Origin of the sequence: Pseudovibrio sp. Ad46 (assembly GCF_001623065.1) — a bacterium.
Classification (GTDB): Bacteria; Pseudomonadota; Alphaproteobacteria; order Rhizobiales; family Stappiaceae; genus Pseudovibrio.
On sequence record NZ_LMCG01000050.1, the window covers coordinates 435,119 to 451,661 of the forward strand.

The following is a 16,543-nucleotide window of genomic DNA, read 5'->3' on the forward strand; positions in this document are numbered from 1 at the left end:
CATGACGAAGCAAAGATACCGCATTCGTGAGGGTGCGGACACGATCGATGGTGAGCGCGTTCCTGAGGACCGCATTGTTGAGATGACCGAGCAGGCCGCTGACTACTACGTGGCAATCGCCGCCGCTAGCCTTGCCAATGAAGACGCCGCTGAAGAGAAGGCACCCCGCAAGCGTCGCAATAAGGCACCTACCATGACTGGGGCCTGATATGACGGGATTGAGCAGGCACACTGGGCAGCCGATCTCTAATCTGCAATCAGCGCTCCAAGGGGTAGAAGTCATCCTTGGAACCCGGCTCTATTCTCGGGTGATGCGCAGGCAGTTCGGGGCTGGCTTTGTCGAGATCTTGGGTAAGAAGCTTACCCCGAAGCGCTTTGCAGTCTTCATGCAGCTGATAGCTGTAGCCATTGACCGGTGGGAGCCCCGGTTCAAGGTGAGGCGCCTGACACCGCAAGGCACCGTAGAACAAGTTCGCTTAGGGAACGTTGGCCTAACTATAGAGGCGGATTTTCGCCCGAAAGCACACCTTTCACCACCAGATTATACCGTTGAACGCTCTATTTCCTTCGGCCTGTTTTTTCGGGATGGGAAGGTGCAAACACTGGAAAGTTAAGCCACATGGGCCAGACCAAGCTTCCACCTCCTGAGTTGATCGAAAATATCGACTATGAGGCCATCCTTGCAGCATCTTTGAACCGCCTGAAAACCAAGTTTGATGCAGCCGGAATCCCATGGACCGTAGAAGGCCTTGAAACAGACCCCGCCAAAATCTTGCAGGAAGAACTGGTTTATCTGGTGGTCTATCTTCTGCAGCTGGGGAATGAGAAGTTTGTTCTCTACTTCGTGGATTACGCTTATGGCGTGGCGCTTGATGTGTTGGCGGTCTTTTATGGCGTTACGCGCATGCAGAGCGAGCAAGATGACCGGTTTCGCACACGCATCAAGCTTCACATTGTCGGGCGTTCTGGTGGCGGTCCTGAGGAGCGATACAAAGCGCTTTCCATGGATGCCCATCTTGATGTGAAGGGTGTCGCCATCTGGGACAACGGGATTGATCCCACGCTTTATGTCGGTGTGCTGTCAGCCGTTCCGGGAGGCCACGCAAGCGATGAACTTCTTGAAACTGTTCTGGGGTACCTGATCCAGCCAACCAACAAAGTCACCTCTGACCGGTTCATTGTCGTTTCAGCTGTGACCAAGACCATTGATGTGGCCCTTCAGGTTCAACTTGAAGAGCACGCGCGTAATTCTGCCTTGGAAACGCTGGAGGCAAAACTGCGGGCTGCGTGGGAAGCAGAAGAGCGTCTTGGCTTTGATCTCACAAGAGCTTGGCTGATCAACACGGCCATGGGGGACGGGATTAACAACGTGATCGTGGAAGCGCCTTTCGTTGATGTGGTCGCGGATCCAAACGAGGCCATTGCGCTTGGTTCAATCTCAATCACTTCCATGGGGCGCGGGCGATGACTGAAACTCTTTTGCCGGCCAACGCCACGCCTTGGATGCGGGCGATCTCGCAGACCAATCATGAAGGCCTTGAGGTCGTTCGCCAGCACTACAACAACATGGGCATGAAGTGGCAAAACCCGCAGCCACGCATCATGCCGCACCTGATACAGGAAACCGGCCTTGGTATCCTGAGCCCCTATGTAGACAACATCTACCAGCTCTATGATGAGGGGCTTGAATGGCTGCGCATTCGTGGCTTTGAAGCAGCTGTCTACAAGGGGCTTGGCTTCATCGACTATGGTGGGCTCCTGGAACAAGCGCCAAGCAGGCGGCGTAAATGGCATTGGGATCAGCTGGCACTGGACCGGCTCCCACGCAGCGAAGAGGATCTGCCGCGCATCGCCGGGATTGTTGGTCTGTCAGTTTCCCGGCGCACCAAAGTCATGCGGGCCTTCAATGGCTATGATATCCGCGCAGCTGAGCTGTCTTATTCAAAACTTGGGAATGCTCTTTTGTCTTCGCATTCCGGGGCACGGGTGGGAGAGGTTCCAACCAAATGGAGCTTTGGCACCACCCACGAGTTTCAAAGGGCGCTTACCGCTGCTGAAAAGCAGGCAATCGGCGTTTATATCGACACCTCTTCGGGCGGTGTGACTTGGGAAGAACTGGCAGCTCCATGGAGCGAGGTTGAAACCTCATGGCAGGATTTGGGTGTCGGCGCGAAGTTGCGCGTTATGGCCCGCCAAACAGCTCTGCTCGGTGGCTACATGGGCTTTTATCGTGCCGATGGCTCCATGATCGGGGCACGGCGTTTTAAGGCACTGCATCAAGTTGCCCCTGGCATCACCTACAAGATTGGCTCTGAGCAGATCACTCCCCACGATCAAGGGCAGCGCGTTTATGTGGAAGCGCTCGCCGGATTTGGGGAAGGGGCAGGCGAGGAATGTGCCTCTGTTGCTCTGCTGTTTGGAGCCACGCCAAAGCCGGACCTGCCACAAGGAAAGCGCTGGCTTTTACCTGACCAGATCGAAACTCCGTTTGCAGCTGTTTGCTCGCAGGCGCTTACAACTGATTTGCGGCTCACCAAGCGCACCCGCGTGAAGGTTCTCCTGAGCTTCGCATAAGGACCACTCAAATGGCTTTTGAACATCCACTCGTGCCAGGTGCGCATGATCGCACGCCTGAGCGCCAAAACGATTCCGCAGCTGTCTGGCCTGAGGAAGTCTTTATCACCGGAACCGATCTCAATGATGCGTTCGGTATTGCACGCCGCCAGTCTGAGCGCATTGGCAATACCGTTTCTCGCGATGGTGATCGTAAGTCCGGCGCGGCCATTGAGATTGACCGGGCAGGAAGCAGAATCCTTCTTGGTGGTGGGACTGTCTATGTGGCAGGCGATGTGCGTCCGGTTGGTGCAGCTGTTCTGGAAGGTGTCGATCTGACTACTGACCTGATTGTTGGTGTGCGCGTAAGCTCTACCGTGATCAACTCCGAGGATGACCCAACGCTTGCAGGTTTAAAGCCGGGTACAGAAGCGGAAGGCGAGAAGGGGGCTTCAAGGATCGTGACCCGCCTTGTGTGGGGCTATGCGGGAGATGGCGCGGAAGGTCAGCTTTACCCGGTTTATACGCTGGTAAAAGGCACTCCGCTTGATCAGACGCCTCCGGCAGAGATGAGCCAAGTAGCACAGGTATCTGCAGCGCAGGATTTTGGAGCAAATGGCAACTACATTGATGAGGGGTGCCGCGTAACTGCAATTGAGAAATCTAACGGCAATGTGGTCTTTTCCATTGCTGCGGGCACCGGCAATATCAAAGGCTTCAAACGTTCCCGTGAGCATGCCTTGCGCCTTGAGATCGAAGAGAAGTGGGACACTTTCCAGATTGACGGTGAGCAGCACACTTACACCGTAGCATCCAACAAAAAGCAGAAGTTCCGCCTCCACTATGGGCCGATTGATGAGCTGGTAAACATTCAGCTTGAAAAGGAAGTCACAGAGGACGTCACACGCAGCCAGATTATCAACGGCTCCGATACACTCCAAAATGACAGCCTGAAAGAGATCGTTCAGATCAAACAGGGCAGCAAAACATTCGTGAGGGGTACTGACTACCAGCTGACTGCCGATAAGGTTGATTGGTCCTTGGCCGGGGATGAACCGTCACCCGGGTCCAGTTATCACTGCAAATATCGTTATCGGGACTCTGTTCAGCCTGTGACCGTATCTGCTCATGATATCGAGCTGACAGGTGGGCGCACGGGCGGCGAGGTGGTCGTAATCTACAAGCGCAAGCTGCCGCGTGTAGATCTGGTTTGTCTGGATCAGACCGGAAACGCTGTTTATGTGGAAGGCCAATCTTCTGCACGTGCAGTTGCTCCCCAAACCCCTGACAACCTTTTGAAACTGGCAACCGTCTACAACGACTTTGACGGGCTGCCTTTGGTTAAGAATGATGGCACTCACAACATCACTTATGACAAGCTTTGGGAGGTTGTGCAGCTCCTCAATAGTTCTCGCGATCTGATTGCTCTGAACCGCTTGCAACTTGATATTCACGACAAGGAACCAGCTGCAAAGCGTGGGATCTTTGTTGATCCGTTTGCCGATGATCGCTGGCGTGATCTTGGCGCTCAACAAAACGCAGCAGTCCGCAACGGTATGCTCACGCTGCCCTTGGACGTCACCATCCATGACCTCAACAACACGGGCGTGGAGATGCTTCCGTACAAGCTGGAAAATGTGATTGATCAGCCGCTCAGCACCACGTGTAAGCTGATCAACCGTTTTGCCAGTCATGAACCATTCCCGGCTTCAATGAAGCTGGAGCCCTCACAGGACTTCTGGACAGATGTTGATGAGGTTTGGGCGTCTGATGTGACCCATGAGGTGTTCGGGCCTGAGGCCTCTTCTACCTCTGAGCAACAGGTGGTTGGGACTGCAGAAGAGAATGCCAAGTTTTTGCGGGCAATTGATATCACGGTCACGATTGAAGGCTTCGGTGGGGGAGAGGTCTTAGACCGTATCTTGTTTGATAATGTGGACATGACGCCAGCGCAAAAACCAGCGGCTGCCGGTGATGGACAGCTAACGCTTACCTTGAGCATTCCAACCAAAAAGCATGCAGCTGGTGAGAAGCTGGTTGAAGCATTTGGTGTGGGTGGATCTGAGGCGTTTGCTCGCTTTGTAGGTGAGGGCAAAGTCACCACTCAAACAATGCAGCGGGTAACAACACTTGTTCTCGTTCCTCCGCCACCACCACCGCCTCAGATTATCACGGTGACGCGCATCATTACGCGAAACCGCGATCCAAGAGGGCAAACCTTTAGCTTGCCAGCGGGTAACAGGCATATTGCGCAGGTAAAACTCTGGTTCTGCAAGATAGGTAATCCAAACACACCTGTTGTGGTTGAGTTGCGGGCTACCAATGGAGCGGGTTTTCCTACTGATGAAATTCTTGCTCAAGCTGTCATCGACATGTCCAAGGTAGAGCTGAATAAGTGGACACCATGTCCGTTTCCATCTCTGCCTTATCTGCTTTCTACGCGGGAATATGCGTTCATTGCGATCACTCCCGACAATGAGCATTCGATCTCAGCTGCGGTGCTTGGTGAGTTTGATGAGAAAAACCAGAGCTTCCTCGGTGTGAACCCTTACACCGTTGGCACCGAGATTGAGAGCTCGAACAACTCAACCTATCTTCCGGTGCATGGTTCTGACCTGACGTGCGGCGTAGATGCGGCTGAGTTTACGCAGACCACCAAGCGCGTCGAGTTGGGGAACGTGGATCTGGATCGTTGCTCTGATCTGATGATTGCGGCGGCTGTCGATACTCCTGAAACCGGGTGTTCCATTACATTTGAAATCACTCGTGCAGATGGATCAAAGATCCGGACAGCGGCCTATGCCGGTGTGCAGTTCGATGAATGGGTGAAGGAAACTGTCAGTATTGCAGCAATCCTGAAGGGGACCAGAACCGCAAGCCCTCGGCTCTTCCCCGGTGTTCAGGTACGGGCAGGTAAGCTTGCTGAAACCGCTGACTATATCGGCGTTGCCTTCCAGACCGGCAATGCAAGCCGCTTCCCGGTTCGGGTCAAACGAACTCTACCAAATGGCGCCTCAGCAAAAGTATTCCTGAAGAACAGTTCAGGAGATTTTGTTGAGGCTCCTTACAAGACCGGTGAAGTGTTGGATGCGGCGGGCACAGTGGATGCCACCTATGAACTGGACCAAAACCTTGGCAGCCAGACAGCCGTGAAAATCACCATAACTGGCAATCCGAAGGCAAGGCCGGTTCTGGAAGACCTGCGTGCAGTTGCGACCATCTAGGAGAAGTGATCAATGGAAACAACGCCAAATCTAAACCTGCCACTGCTCGACAGCGAAGAGAATGTCTCCGAGGATCATAAAAAGATCAATGAGTTCGTGAAAGCATTTGATGCTCGCCTGGGTGAGGTTGCAGTCACTTTGGCAAGCCTTGCTACTGCCGGACATTCTCATGAGATGACCAAGATCAATGGACTGGCAGAGGCATTAGCCCTGCTAGCCTTGGCCAATCACGCGCACAAACTCAATGATCTTTCTGATGTTGATGTGACGGATGCGCCTGACAACTCCATTTTGCAGTTTATTGCAGGAAAGTGGTCATTGGGGCAGCGCGGTTACTCAGTTCAGGAGATCAATAATATTGTGTCGCAGCTGGCGAGTGGGGATCACGAACACCTGATAGGTGATGTTCAAGGCCTTTCGACCAAACTTGCAACACTGGCAAAGGCTTCTGATCTCAATAAATTCGCTGATGCAACGAAGAATGCTAAGTTCAAAAAAGTGCTGTCAGTTCTTGGTGATCTATATCTCAACAATAAAGCCATCATTGCGAATGATTCAGAAGGTGAATTTGCCGATAGATCAGGTGAGAACATTGACCACTTTTGGCATGATGATAGCGACAATGCATGGCACTTTGTTTCTGATGGTCCTTACAAGTCCGTGGGGAATACAAAATTCGTAGCGAAGCGCCTTGACCTGTTGGATACGGACTGGTCCATGAAATCTTCTGACCGATGGTTAGCGCGTTATCGCAACATGTCAGAAAACACAGAAAACATTTCTGCAAACAGATTTAGCGACAGTCTGGTTCTTGAAAACAAACAATATGCTCCAGCTAATGCTTCTGAAGATACCGGCAAGCGCTTCACAAAACGCGGGTTAAAGTCTTTCTCGTATATTGACGGCGGTTCGCAAGGAAAAACGTACGAAGCTTTTGGGGGGTTGTTGTCGACTCGACATCGCGGCTCTTCTAAAGTTCGAAGCATGGGAGGTTCGTACTCTCAGTGTGGAACTGATACCAATTCCACGGGGAGTGTTGATTATGCCTATGGAGCGAGGAGTTACTCCTTTTTCAACGGTTCGGGGCGGATAGGCGTTTGCGTAGGTATGCATGTTGGCATCAACCCGAACCACGCTAATGCGAGAGTGGGCGATGCGCGCGGTATATACACCCACATGGACTATGATGATGGGACAATCGAAAACGACCCGGTTGCGCTCTATCAAAACTATGATGGTAACTGGGATGGCAAAAAACGCGTCGGTATCGTCCAAGAAGGTGTTCAGGAAAACCGATTGACCGGTAAAACCTTGATTGATGGCAAAGAGGCCATTGACGAAGGTAATCTGGCGTCAAAAATGGAAGCAGCTGGGCTCGGTGGCGGCGGTCCTTTGAAGGTAACTGCGCGTAGTACCGGAACATGGACAAAGCACTCTAAATCAAAAACAGCCGTGGTCTTTCTGACCGCTTCAGGAAGACCTTCGTACAATAATGACTCCGGATATGCGGGCGCTACCGTTGTAAAGATCTTTGATCTGCGCGACGGACCAAGCACCGGAACCGTCTCTATCGGAAGCAATGAAACGAAGACCTGCACATTTAAATATGACGGTCACACCTTGAGTGTTCGCGGTAACGGCAATGCATCTGGGCATGATGCAGCATTCACAACGACAGTAGCCCGCGGGAGAGACGGAAACGGCGGAGATCCGACACCCCCGGCTAGTTTCTGGGGTACTGGTGCAATAGGTGCCGCACGCAAAGGCGGCGTTGTGATTTGGGAGTATTGATGTGCCTGATTATGACATTTTGAATAGTGACACCGGTGAAGTCGAAAACACGATTGTTTTTGATGGTGATACCAAATGGCTAGAGGAAAACTTTGGCGCGGGGAACTGGCGATTATACGAAGAGCCTCCGCGCACATTTGAGGCGACTGATGTTTCTGAAGAAGCTGAGCGGCGGATACAAACAGGCACCCAGATCAATGGCACTCAGTTCAAAACAGATCTGGAGTCGGTTGGTCGCTTGAGTGAAATGCTGGACGGGTTTGATGCTGGACTGCCTGAGGCGTCTCAAGTGAAGGCGGTTACTGCTGAAGGCGTGTTGCTCGTGCTTGATACTCGCGAGAAGGTGCAAGCGCTCTATCATGCAGCAATCAAGTACCGCGCCGGTATCGTAACCCGCTCCGCTCAAATCCAGCAGCTCAATCCCGTTCCGGACCCGTCACAAGACATCCTATGGGATCTAACCAAGACCCTACCTGAGGCTATGGAAGAGCTGAGCTAACCAGCCCTCCAATCAATCAAGATTTAACCCACCCGCACGGTATCCCCGGAGCGGGTTTTTTCATGGAGAAATGTCTATGAGCGCGCCCACAATCGGCATGCAATTCTCTTACAAATCGGATGATCCGTTTCCGGTTTCTGAAGGCGATCTATCCAAAGTTGTGGTGATCGATAGCTCTGATGATGCTTCTGGCACAGAGTTTCCAATTGATACAGCAAGGCGCATCTCGTCCAGCGACAAGGACGCGGTTGCAGCTCTCGGAACCGGCCCTTTGCGGGATCATATTCGCGGGATTCAGGACCAGCTCAACCAGCTTGACCGTTCTGCTGATGTCACCATTGTTCGAACAGGAAAGGGAGCGACCCCTGAGGCCAGCGCTGCTGCAATTGCCGCTATCATCAACTCGATTACTGAGATCCCTACTGCGGTCAATGCAACACCTGGCATTGTGGTTGTTGGTTCAACTGCATGGCGTCCTGATCTGGATACAGTCAGTCCAGTTGTGGCAGCTTTAGAAGCGAACATCGGCAAGATCCTCGCTGTTGCGCCGGTAGATGTTGACCCAACCAGCGCAGACAATGCCATTGATGCACGCGAAACTATGGCTTCAGGTCGCTTGATGCCGGTTGGTGTGGCTGCGCGTGTCTGGGAAGGTGATGCGGTCGTTACTCGCCCTATGGCATCCCGTGTTGCTGGTCTGATCGTTCGTGCAGATACCAACAATGGCAACATGCCATTCGAGACAATCTGCAACGAGCCAATCTTTGGCCTTGCTGGTCTATCTCGGAAAATCCCTTTCAACTTCCTTGATGGCTCTAAGGAAGGCCAGCGCCTACTCGCTGCTGATGTGGCGATTGCTGCGGAAGGAGAGATTGGCGTTTATGGCGCGGTTGCTGATGGTGGCTTTACTTTCCTTGGTACTGACATGGCGCAGACCGACGCTATGTGGCCGCAGCTGCATCAGTTGCGCGGCTCTGACTACATCGTCACACAGATGATGAAGATCACCCGGCGCCACTTGGGCAAGAAGATGACAGCGCAACGGGTTGAAAGCTGGGTCCGTGAAATCATTGGTGAGCTGCGTGGGTTGAAGCAAAACGAGCATATCCTCGGCTATACGCCAGCCTCCGAGATGTTCACCGCAGATAAGAACCAGCCTGAATCCATCGAGCTTGGTCACATCAAGCTTGAGATTGGTCAGGAAACTGCAAGCGCCTTCAAGCGGGCTGATTTTGAGCTGCGCCCCTATCGCCCCGCAACCGAAGGCTTGATCAAAGACATTCTGGCGCGTTTGCGCGCTGTTGTTTAATCCTCTTTACTGGAGAACCACACATGCAGCGCCCTATGCTGATTAACGGTGACATTGACCTGCGCTTGGTCAGTGAACCGGACGAATCCCGCGCAAACATTCTGAGCAAGCTTGTTCTGCCTGCCTTCAAATACACAACGGTCAACCACAACCCCGGTGGCGGTATTGGTGCCGTAGACTTCGGTAAACCGCGCACTGAAGCTTTTGAGCCCAAAGCCGAACACAAAGGGCTTGATAACAAGCTGCTTGAAAAATTGGGTAAGCATGAAGAGTGGGTTTTTGCTGGCAACTATCGCCAGATGCCGGGCAACCTTTGGCTACCTGTTCGTGGTTTCATTTATGCCACTCTTATGGAGTGGGAACCTGATGAAATGGGCGCAGATGATCTGCAAGGTTGCAACCTGGCATTCAAGGAAGTCACCCATGTTGAACTCATCCTAGATGGCAAAGAGCTGTTCTATTGGGATTTCTGGGAACGTGAAATGCGGCCTGATCCAACAGATGGTGAACGTAAGCGCGCGCTTGGCCTCTAAGCCCCAAAACCACTCATCGTAACTCTCAGAGCCTTCAGCCTTGCTGGGGGCTCTTTTGCTTTAAGGACACGGCAATTGACCACGAAAGCAACCACAGCAACGGTTCAGCTGGATTACCCTTTTGAACATGACGGGCGCGAAGTCACCTCATTGTCCTTCCGGCGCATGCGTGCTGGTGACACACTCATCGGCGAGAAATACTCGAACGAAGAGCAAGCCGGTTTCGCGCTACTGGCAGCACTTGCCGGTGTCGATTTGGAAGTGATTGAACGCCTCGATGTTGAAGACCTAGAGAAAGTCACGCGAGGTGCCGCTCCCCTTATGGGAAAGCAGGGTGTCTTGACCCTGAAGCAGCTCGACGCGAGAGACGAGTACCTGACGGGGTAGACGCGCCTCATTCTCGTGACTTGATTGTCGCGGTATCGCGCAGGCTCCACACGCCAGTTGATGTGGTCATGAACTGGGAGATTGATTTCTTTTTAGAAACAGTCTCCAGCCTTGGACGTGTGCTCAAGGCTGAAAATGCTCCCCCTCCAAATCGGTAGAATGTCATGGGTGTTTTAACCTCCAAGCTGGTCATTTCAGTTCTAGACCGGGCAAGCGGTCCTGCGCGCGCAATTGCGAACTCCATGAAGGGCATGCAGGCCTCTGCTGATCGTAACAGACGAGAGCTAAACCGAATGCAGGGGCAAATGCTCGGTGCGGTCGGGACAGGTTATATTCTGGCCCGCTCCATCGCTGCCCCGGTAAAGTCTGCCATGGAGTTTGAGTCCGCCATGTCGGACGTGAAGAAGGTCGTTGATTTTGACAGCCCAGAGGGCTTCAAGAAAATGCGTAAAGACATCATCGACATGTCAACGCGCATGCCAATGACAGCTTCCCAGATTGCTGACATCGTGGCTGCAGCAGGTCAGGCCGGTATGGCCGGGGATGAGCTAACCCAGTTTGCGGAGATGGCGGCAAAGGTAGGTGTTGCTTTTGATGTAAGTGCTGGCACAGCGGGCGAGAGCCTTGCGAAGATCAAGACTGCTCTAGGCATGACCGTGAGCGAGACTGGAGAGCTGGCAGATGCAATCAACCACCTGTCAAACACCTCCGCAAGTTCTGCTCCTGATCTGCTCGACTTTATGCGCCGTGTGGGGTCTGTAGGCAAACAATACGGCTTCACCGCTGAGCAAACAGCAGCCATTGGCTCGGCAATGATTGCATCAGGCGCACAAGCTGATGTCGCGGCCACCAGCTTCCGAAATGCAGGTAAGGCGCTAGCACGGGGTGAGGGGTCAACTAAGCGCCAGCACAAAGCCTACAAGCGCTTGGGGCTGGATGCGGTAAAGGTATCCAAGAACCTTCAGAAAGACGCTGTGGGTACTCTTAAAACCGTCATAGGGCAAATCAGAGAACTACCAAAAGAACTGCAAACTTCGGTTATCTCTGATCTGTTTGGAGATGAAGCACGCGCAATTGCACCTCTGATTGAGAATGCAGCGCTTCTGGATAATGCTTTGGGCTCTGTAGCTTCAAAGGCTCAGTTTCTTGGGTCGTCTCAGGCAGAGTTTGAAGAACGATCAAGGACTTCCGCTGCTCAGTTGCAGAAGTTCCAGAACAAGATTGAAGCTGCATCGATTGCAATTGGCAGCTCGTTGCTCCCGGTGCTTAATGACTTCATGGACACGATTGGGCCACATATAAAAGCCTTCACTAAATGGGCTGAAGAAAACCCCAAGATCCTTTCGGATATTATTAAATACGGTAGTGCGATCGTAGGCGTGCTCATTGCTCTGACTGGCCTTAGGTTCGCAGCAAAGCTACTCAAGACCACCCTTATTGATACTGTGCTCGGTGTTGGAAAGATGCTTAAGAGAGCAGGCAAGTTAGCCGGAATCTCAATGGGGCGTAGCCGTAAGACCCGCAGTACCGCTGGCCCGGCAGGCGCAAAACCTTCTTCAGTCAAGAAAACCGGTGTTCCTCAGGTATCCCGCAAAATGCCAGCTGCAGCCAATGATAACGGAGGCGGGAAATCCAACGTCAAAGGGATGAAGGCTAGCAAGCTCTTGAAAGGTGCAGCAAGCCTGAATGCTATCGGTCTAGCCCTCAACGAGCTTGAACACTCAATCAATACATGGGGCATGAGTTGGAAGGATCGAGCTCAGTATGCCCAAAACAGGTTTGATGCTGGAGCCGCTCGCGGTGAGGCAATGAACCAATGGCTTGAAGATCTCATTGGGGTACGCAAAGGGCCGGTTGAGAAAGGCAATGTTCTGGTTGAGGCTCTTAAACAAGACCTGGCATTGATCGATAGCCAGATTGCAGAGTTGGGCGATAGCCGAAGCGAGAGACAAACCAAACGAGGCTTGCAAACAGACCGCGAGGAAATTGTTGAGCAACTGAAAGCCCTCAACGCCGAGCTTGCGCAGACTGCGAATGGAGTTGCTGAAGCTAAAGTAGCAGAGGCACTTCAAACAAAGGCAAACCAAATCCTTGCAGTCCCGATCCCCAAACCTTCTGCGGGTTCTGCCCTTAAGGTTCCGCAGATCTCAGGCGCCCGAGCATTGGGTGGGCAGATTGTGGGTGGCCGTAACTATCTAGTGGGAGAGAATGGTGCAGAACTGGTGACACCAAGCCAGTCCGGATACGTCCACACCGCATCAGAGAGTGCAAAGATGCTCGGCGGAGGCGGTTCACAATCGCCCTCAGGCGAAACTCATTATCATTTTGGCCCCTTCTATGTAGACGCGGCAAGCAGTGCGTCCGACATGGTCGAAGGGTTTGTTGAACAGGTCGAAGATCGGATGTCCGGCCTTCATGCAGACCGAGAATATGCGGTGCGCTGATGCTTTACATGCTTGGAGCTTTGCAGATGGATACCTTCCCATTCAACGTGGATCAGGTGTCGATCTCTGCAAAGGCTGATTGGGCCAGAAAGCCCGTTATGGGCGGGATGAAGCCCGGTGAGTTTATGGGAGATGGGGGCAAGACCCTTAATCTCTCAGGGCAACTGCTACCTATCAGGATCGGTGGGCTGGTCGAACTTGAGATTGCCGACAAGATGCGACGGACTGGTGAAGTCTTCCCGGTACTTCGTGGTGATGGCAAGCCAATGGGGAACTACTTTATCAAGTCCTCAAAACAAACGCACAAAGAGCTGGAAAGAGACGGTGTTCCTTTTGTGATCACCTATCAGATTGGGCTTGAACAGCTGCCGGATGAAACACCGGTCTCACCTGATCTCATTCCAGATCTGATATCAGTCTTCGACCTGCTTTAAGGGGCGGCTATGTCCACCACAGTAACCGTTACAGGTGAAGGGATCACCTTGGACCTCCTGCTGGTGCGCGTGCACGGCTGGAAGGGGCAGGATCTCATCACCGAGGCCCTGACCCTTAACCCCGGCATAGCGGGCGAAGGAGCTTTTCTTGCAGCTGGCCGGGAAGTGCTTATTCCAGGCCTGCCATCTGAAGTCACAATCACACCAGAGCCGACAATAGACTTGTTTGGATAGCGAATGAACGAATGGACCGTAGATTGGAAAGTCATCTTGAATGGCAATGACATCTCGCAGGATCTTCGCCCCTATCTCATGAATATTTCAGCAACAGACAAGGCCGGGATCAGCTCTGACAGTTGCAGTCTTAGCCTTGATGATCGTGCAGGGCAGATCAAATTGCCGAGTGCTGGCCACCGGCTATCTGTAATCCTTGAAGGCAAGAAGGTCTTTGAAGGGGTGACTGACCAGCCCGTTTCCTCAAGCAACCGCTCAGGAGGACAAAAGCTCTCTATCAAGGCGAAAGGCTTCGATGAACGCTCACCGGTCAAGCAACCGCTTTTCTTCCATAAGGATGAAGCAACGCTTGAAGAATTCCTGCAAGGCGCTGCCAAGAAAGCCGGATTTAACATCAAGGTAGACCCGGCATTCAAAGAAATCTTTCGCGACTACTGGTCGGCTAATGGAGAGAGCTTTCATTCAATCGGCCAGCGCTATGCGAAAGAGCTGAACGGGGCATTCAAGATCAGAGACAAAACGGCTGTTTTACTGCCGTTGGGTGCTGACAACGAGCTCCCGATCATCAAGTGCACCTATCCCGGCAATATTATCACTTGGCGCTTGAAACCCCGTGATCTGCGCAGGGCTTTCACTGGAAGCTCTGTCCGCTATGTGGATCGGGAGAAAGGCAAGGTGGTTGAAATCAAACGCCCCTACAAAGAGGAGGAAATCGAAGACCCTGCGCTAAAAGATCCGGTATTAAATGCCATTCGCTCTACGGTCAAAGATGAAGACCAAGCCAAAGAACTTCTTAAGGCACGTGAGAGCCAAAGCAAGCGAGAGAAAGCCTCGGGGTCGATCACGATTAACTTTGAGCCTGAGGTGCAGGCAGAAGCTCTGTGCGCCGTTGAAGGCATCAAGCAGGGCATTGATGGCAAGTACCGGGTAGAAAGCAGAACACATAAGGCGTCGAGGGGTGGAGGTGCAACAACCACCTTAAGCGTGAAAGATCCCCAAGACGGTGCAGGGAAAAGGGAAGGGGCAAAAACAGCGACTCCAACCAAGAAACCCGCCCTGACGGGAGACGGTCTAAATCGAAACGGTAGAACCGGGACACAACAGTAGCCAACCAACCGCCCTCAGAGGCGGTTTTTTTTATTGGAGATCCCTAACATGAAATCAACCAAAACCCGGTTGGTCGGCGCTTCTGCAGCCCTCATAGTTGCATTTGTGGGCGCTTGGGAAGGTCTGAAAACAACAGCCTACAAAGACATAGTCGGTGTGCCAACGATTTGCTACGGCGAAACCAAAGGCGTCAAGCTAGGTGATACAGCAACCAAGGCCGAGTGTGATGCAATGCTTGATGTATCCCTCAAAGAACATGAAGCCGGGATGCGTAAATGCCTGACAACCCCGGAAAAGATCCCAATCAAAACCTATCTTGCAATGGTTTCGCTGTCTTACAACATCGGATCAGGAGCATTTTGCAAATCGACTGCAAGGCGTAGGTTGAATGCAGGCAATTGGACGGGAGCTTGTCAGGCTGCCACTTGGTTCAATAGGGCTGGTGGTCGGAAAGTACAGGGCCTCGTTAATCGCAGGCAAGATGAATACAAGCTGTGCATGCAAGGGGCGAAGGGATGATAGATCTCATCTCCTCGTTTATCTCCACAGGCATTGAAACCTTGCTGGCTTATGGGGCGCTTGTTGGCGCTGTTCTTGCCTTTGTGGCTAGATTTGAACCTCGCACACCCAACTGGCTTTCTACTCTCGCAACAACGGCTCTGCTTTGCGTCTCGGTTTGGTTCTTCTCCGCCCTTCATCATGACAAACAAGCTGAAGTAGCCCAACTGAAGGCAGATAACAACGCGCTCACACGCGTAGCAACAGCGCACAAGGTCATCTCAAAGCAAGCAAGTGAAAAGCTGTTGGATCGCATCCAGCAGATGAGCACGCTTGAAGAAAAGGTAAGGGACTATGAACTTCAGCTGGAGAGGGGCAAGATTACCGCTTGTCCTTCTGATCCCGCTTATCTTAGCAGGATGCGAGCACTTCAATTCCGGAAAGCTCGTTAAAAACTCTGGAGAGCTGTTCAAGCCTCCTGATCCTCCACCCGATCTGACAGTCGAAACGAAAGACCCTGGCATAACCGGCGACCAAGGCCGGGATGCGATCAGGCACAGAGCTGCATTGATAGCCTGCCATGCAAAGGAACAGGGTTGGCAGTCCTTTTATGGAAGCATTCAGGACAACTTGAAAGGTATTGCCAAATGATGCCGAAGACAGAGTTCGGGTCAATCACTGGATTGAGTGTCTATGGGGCTCTGGGGTATGCATCTAGCTACCTTGAGCCGGTACTTCAGTTCGCCTTACTGCTCGCAGTATTAATCGGAGCAATCTTGTTGGCTTATGGCCGCTGGGTTGATGCCCGTAACAAACGGTTGGACACTCGTATCAAGCTGCATCAGCTGAAAGATCTGGAACAAGCAGACGACAAACAAGAATAGAAAATGATAGCCCCAAAAACGGGGCTATCCAGTTCCTTGATCAGATCCAGTCATCTGGCTCTAAGTCATCCAGCGTTGCTCCGAAGAGCGCTAGACGGTCCATTTCGTTCTGAGTGAGCGTCACATGCAGATGGATGAGTTCGCCAACGGTGGTGACTTCGCAACGCTGTGCAATAAAATCTAAAGCCGCGGATAGCATGAGTTTACCTTTTAAATTTCTTCATTATTCCAAAGAGCAGACTTCAAAAACTATTGGCAAAGCATGGTCATCCTGCAAGTAAAATATTTTATGTAAGCTGAAATAGATTGATAATTCTAACTAATTACATAAAGTGATCGATTAACAATATTGTATTGATAAGGATTGTGGGAAGAACAGTAAGTTTCAGTTTAAATAGCTAAATAATTTAAGGTAATAGTGCCGCTGCAGATTCTTGATAATCCATTTAAATTGGGCCTTTGGTTTAGTTTTTCATTAGAGGGATATACTAATAATTGCTGTAGCTGGATTGGCGCACTTAAGGGTTACATATATGCCAATAGTGCACTGCACACCTTGGTGGACCACCTAGGTAGATAAGTTGATTTACTCTTATAGGCACATCAAGGCAGGATGATCTCTACCAAAACATAAGCCCCACTGCGT

Annotated in this window: 18 protein-coding genes; 17 read left to right on the plus strand and 1 reads right to left on the minus strand. The window is 52.0% G+C overall.

Annotation, left to right across the window (positions count from 1 at the left end):
- Position 1: 1 nt before the first annotated feature.
- The 17 genes from PsAD46_RS16485 to PsAD46_RS16565 all read left to right on the plus strand — a co-directional run bounded on the left by PsAD46_RS16485 (position 2) and on the right by PsAD46_RS16565 (position 15,897).
- Entirely contained in the window at positions 2-208 is a 207-nt protein-coding gene (locus tag PsAD46_RS16485) for a hypothetical protein (protein ID WP_063307385.1), read from the plus strand.
- Position 209: 1 nt separating this feature from the next.
- Positions 210-614, plus strand: coding sequence for a GPW/gp25 family protein (locus PsAD46_RS16490; RefSeq protein ID WP_063307386.1), 405 nt, complete (start codon positions 210-212; stop codon positions 612-614).
- A gap of 5 nt (positions 615-619) precedes the next feature.
- On the plus strand, positions 620-1,468 hold the full coding sequence (locus PsAD46_RS16495) for a baseplate J/gp47 family protein (protein ID WP_063307387.1): 849 nt from the start codon (positions 620-622) through the stop codon (positions 1,466-1,468).
- Complete coding sequence (locus PsAD46_RS16500) at positions 1,465-2,574, plus strand: hypothetical protein (protein ID WP_063307388.1); 1,110 nt, start codon at positions 1,465-1,467, stop codon at positions 2,572-2,574. Before PsAD46_RS16495 ends, PsAD46_RS16500 begins: the two co-directional genes overlap by 4 nt.
- A gap of 11 nt (positions 2,575-2,585) precedes the next feature.
- On the plus strand, positions 2,586-5,777 hold the full coding sequence (locus PsAD46_RS16505; RefSeq protein ID WP_063307389.1) for a DUF4815 domain-containing protein: 3,192 nt from the start codon (positions 2,586-2,588) through the stop codon (positions 5,775-5,777).
- Positions 5,778-5,789: 12 nt separating this feature from the next.
- Positions 5,790-7,568, plus strand: a complete 1,779-nt coding sequence (locus PsAD46_RS16510; RefSeq protein WP_063307390.1) for a hypothetical protein — start codon at positions 5,790-5,792, stop codon at positions 7,566-7,568.
- Position 7,569: 1 nt separating this feature from the next.
- Positions 7,570-8,067: a hypothetical protein gene (locus PsAD46_RS16515; protein WP_063307391.1), complete on the plus strand. Its 498-nt coding sequence runs from the start codon at positions 7,570-7,572 to the stop codon at positions 8,065-8,067.
- A gap of 76 nt (positions 8,068-8,143) precedes the next feature.
- A complete protein-coding gene (locus tag PsAD46_RS16520) occupies positions 8,144-9,376 on the plus strand; it encodes a hypothetical protein (RefSeq protein ID WP_063307392.1) in 1,233 nt (410 codons plus the stop codon).
- A gap of 23 nt (positions 9,377-9,399) precedes the next feature.
- The gene (locus PsAD46_RS16525; protein ID WP_063292092.1) at positions 9,400-9,909 is read left to right on the plus strand and encodes a phage major tail tube protein; all 510 of its coding nucleotides are present in this window, start codon (positions 9,400-9,402) and stop codon (positions 9,907-9,909) included.
- Positions 9,910-9,984: 75 nt separating this feature from the next.
- Positions 9,985-10,296, plus strand: coding sequence for a phage tail assembly protein (locus PsAD46_RS16530; RefSeq protein WP_063307393.1), 312 nt, complete (start codon positions 9,985-9,987; stop codon positions 10,294-10,296).
- Positions 10,297-10,460: 164 nt separating this feature from the next.
- Positions 10,461-12,740, plus strand: coding sequence for a phage tail tape measure protein (locus tag PsAD46_RS16535; RefSeq protein WP_063307394.1), 2,280 nt, complete (start codon positions 10,461-10,463; stop codon positions 12,738-12,740).
- Positions 12,740-13,174 carry a phage tail protein gene (locus PsAD46_RS16540; RefSeq protein ID WP_063288689.1) on the plus strand — a complete coding sequence of 145 codons (435 nt, stop codon included), beginning with the start codon at positions 12,740-12,742 and terminating at the stop codon, positions 13,172-13,174. The genes PsAD46_RS16535 and PsAD46_RS16540 overlap by 1 nt, the downstream gene beginning before the upstream one ends.
- A gap of 9 nt (positions 13,175-13,183) precedes the next feature.
- Positions 13,184-13,408 carry a tail protein X gene (locus PsAD46_RS16545; RefSeq protein ID WP_063307395.1) on the plus strand — a complete coding sequence of 75 codons (225 nt, stop codon included), beginning with the start codon at positions 13,184-13,186 and terminating at the stop codon, positions 13,406-13,408.
- Between the two features lie 3 nt (positions 13,409-13,411).
- Positions 13,412-14,515 carry a hypothetical protein gene (locus PsAD46_RS16550; protein WP_063307396.1) on the plus strand — a complete coding sequence of 368 codons (1,104 nt, stop codon included), beginning with the start codon at positions 13,412-13,414 and terminating at the stop codon, positions 14,513-14,515.
- A gap of 48 nt (positions 14,516-14,563) precedes the next feature.
- Complete coding sequence (locus PsAD46_RS16555) at positions 14,564-15,034, plus strand: lysozyme (protein WP_063307397.1); 471 nt, start codon at positions 14,564-14,566, stop codon at positions 15,032-15,034.
- Positions 15,031-15,465: a hypothetical protein gene (locus tag PsAD46_RS16560; RefSeq protein ID WP_063307398.1), complete on the plus strand. Its 435-nt coding sequence runs from the start codon at positions 15,031-15,033 to the stop codon at positions 15,463-15,465. Before PsAD46_RS16555 ends, PsAD46_RS16560 begins: the two co-directional genes overlap by 4 nt.
- A gap of 195 nt (positions 15,466-15,660) precedes the next feature.
- The gene (locus PsAD46_RS16565) at positions 15,661-15,897 is read left to right on the plus strand and encodes a hypothetical protein (protein WP_063288695.1); all 237 of its coding nucleotides are present in this window, start codon (positions 15,661-15,663) and stop codon (positions 15,895-15,897) included.
- Positions 15,898-15,937: 40 nt separating this feature from the next.
- Here the strand turns inward: PsAD46_RS16565 and PsAD46_RS28145 are convergent, their stop codons facing one another.
- Positions 15,938-16,096: a hypothetical protein gene (locus PsAD46_RS28145; protein ID WP_156701956.1), complete on the minus strand. Its 159-nt coding sequence runs from the start codon at positions 16,094-16,096 to the stop codon at positions 15,938-15,940.
- Positions 16,097-16,543 lie beyond the last annotated feature (447 nt).

What these genes read in the sequence shown, in the direction of transcription:
- PsAD46_RS16555 (WP_063307397.1), top strand. Translation starts at nt 14,564, where the DNA reads ATGAAATCAACCAAAACCCGGTTGGTCGGCGCTTCTGCAGCCCTCATA.
- PsAD46_RS16525 (WP_063292092.1), top strand. Translation starts at nt 9,400, where the DNA reads ATGCAGCGCCCTATGCTGATTAACGGTGACATTGACCTGCGCTTGGTC.
- PsAD46_RS16565 (WP_063288695.1), top strand. Translation starts at nt 15,661, where the DNA reads ATGATGCCGAAGACAGAGTTCGGGTCAATCACTGGATTGAGTGTCTAT.
- PsAD46_RS16520 (WP_063307392.1), top strand. Translation starts at nt 8,144, where the DNA reads ATGAGCGCGCCCACAATCGGCATGCAATTCTCTTACAAATCGGATGAT.
- PsAD46_RS16540 (WP_063288689.1), top strand. Translation starts at nt 12,740, where the DNA reads ATGCTTTACATGCTTGGAGCTTTGCAGATGGATACCTTCCCATTCAAC.
- PsAD46_RS16490 (WP_063307386.1), top strand. Translation starts at nt 210, where the DNA reads ATGACGGGATTGAGCAGGCACACTGGGCAGCCGATCTCTAATCTGCAA.
- PsAD46_RS16485 (WP_063307385.1), top strand. Translation starts at nt 2, where the DNA reads ATGACGAAGCAAAGATACCGCATTCGTGAGGGTGCGGACACGATCGAT.
- PsAD46_RS16505 (WP_063307389.1), top strand. Translation starts at nt 2,586, where the DNA reads ATGGCTTTTGAACATCCACTCGTGCCAGGTGCGCATGATCGCACGCCT.
- PsAD46_RS16560 (WP_063307398.1), top strand. Translation starts at nt 15,031, where the DNA reads ATGATAGATCTCATCTCCTCGTTTATCTCCACAGGCATTGAAACCTTG.
- PsAD46_RS16545 (WP_063307395.1), top strand. Translation starts at nt 13,184, where the DNA reads ATGTCCACCACAGTAACCGTTACAGGTGAAGGGATCACCTTGGACCTC.
- PsAD46_RS16550 (WP_063307396.1), top strand. Translation starts at nt 13,412, where the DNA reads ATGAACGAATGGACCGTAGATTGGAAAGTCATCTTGAATGGCAATGAC.
- PsAD46_RS28145 (WP_156701956.1), bottom strand. Translation starts at nt 16,096, where the DNA reads ATGCTATCCGCGGCTTTAGATTTTATTGCACAGCGTTGCGAAGTCACC.
- PsAD46_RS16510 (WP_063307390.1), top strand. Translation starts at nt 5,790, where the DNA reads ATGGAAACAACGCCAAATCTAAACCTGCCACTGCTCGACAGCGAAGAG.
- PsAD46_RS16535 (WP_063307394.1), top strand. Translation starts at nt 10,461, where the DNA reads ATGGGTGTTTTAACCTCCAAGCTGGTCATTTCAGTTCTAGACCGGGCA.
- PsAD46_RS16500 (WP_063307388.1), top strand. Translation starts at nt 1,465, where the DNA reads ATGACTGAAACTCTTTTGCCGGCCAACGCCACGCCTTGGATGCGGGCG.
- PsAD46_RS16495 (WP_063307387.1), top strand. Translation starts at nt 620, where the DNA reads ATGGGCCAGACCAAGCTTCCACCTCCTGAGTTGATCGAAAATATCGAC.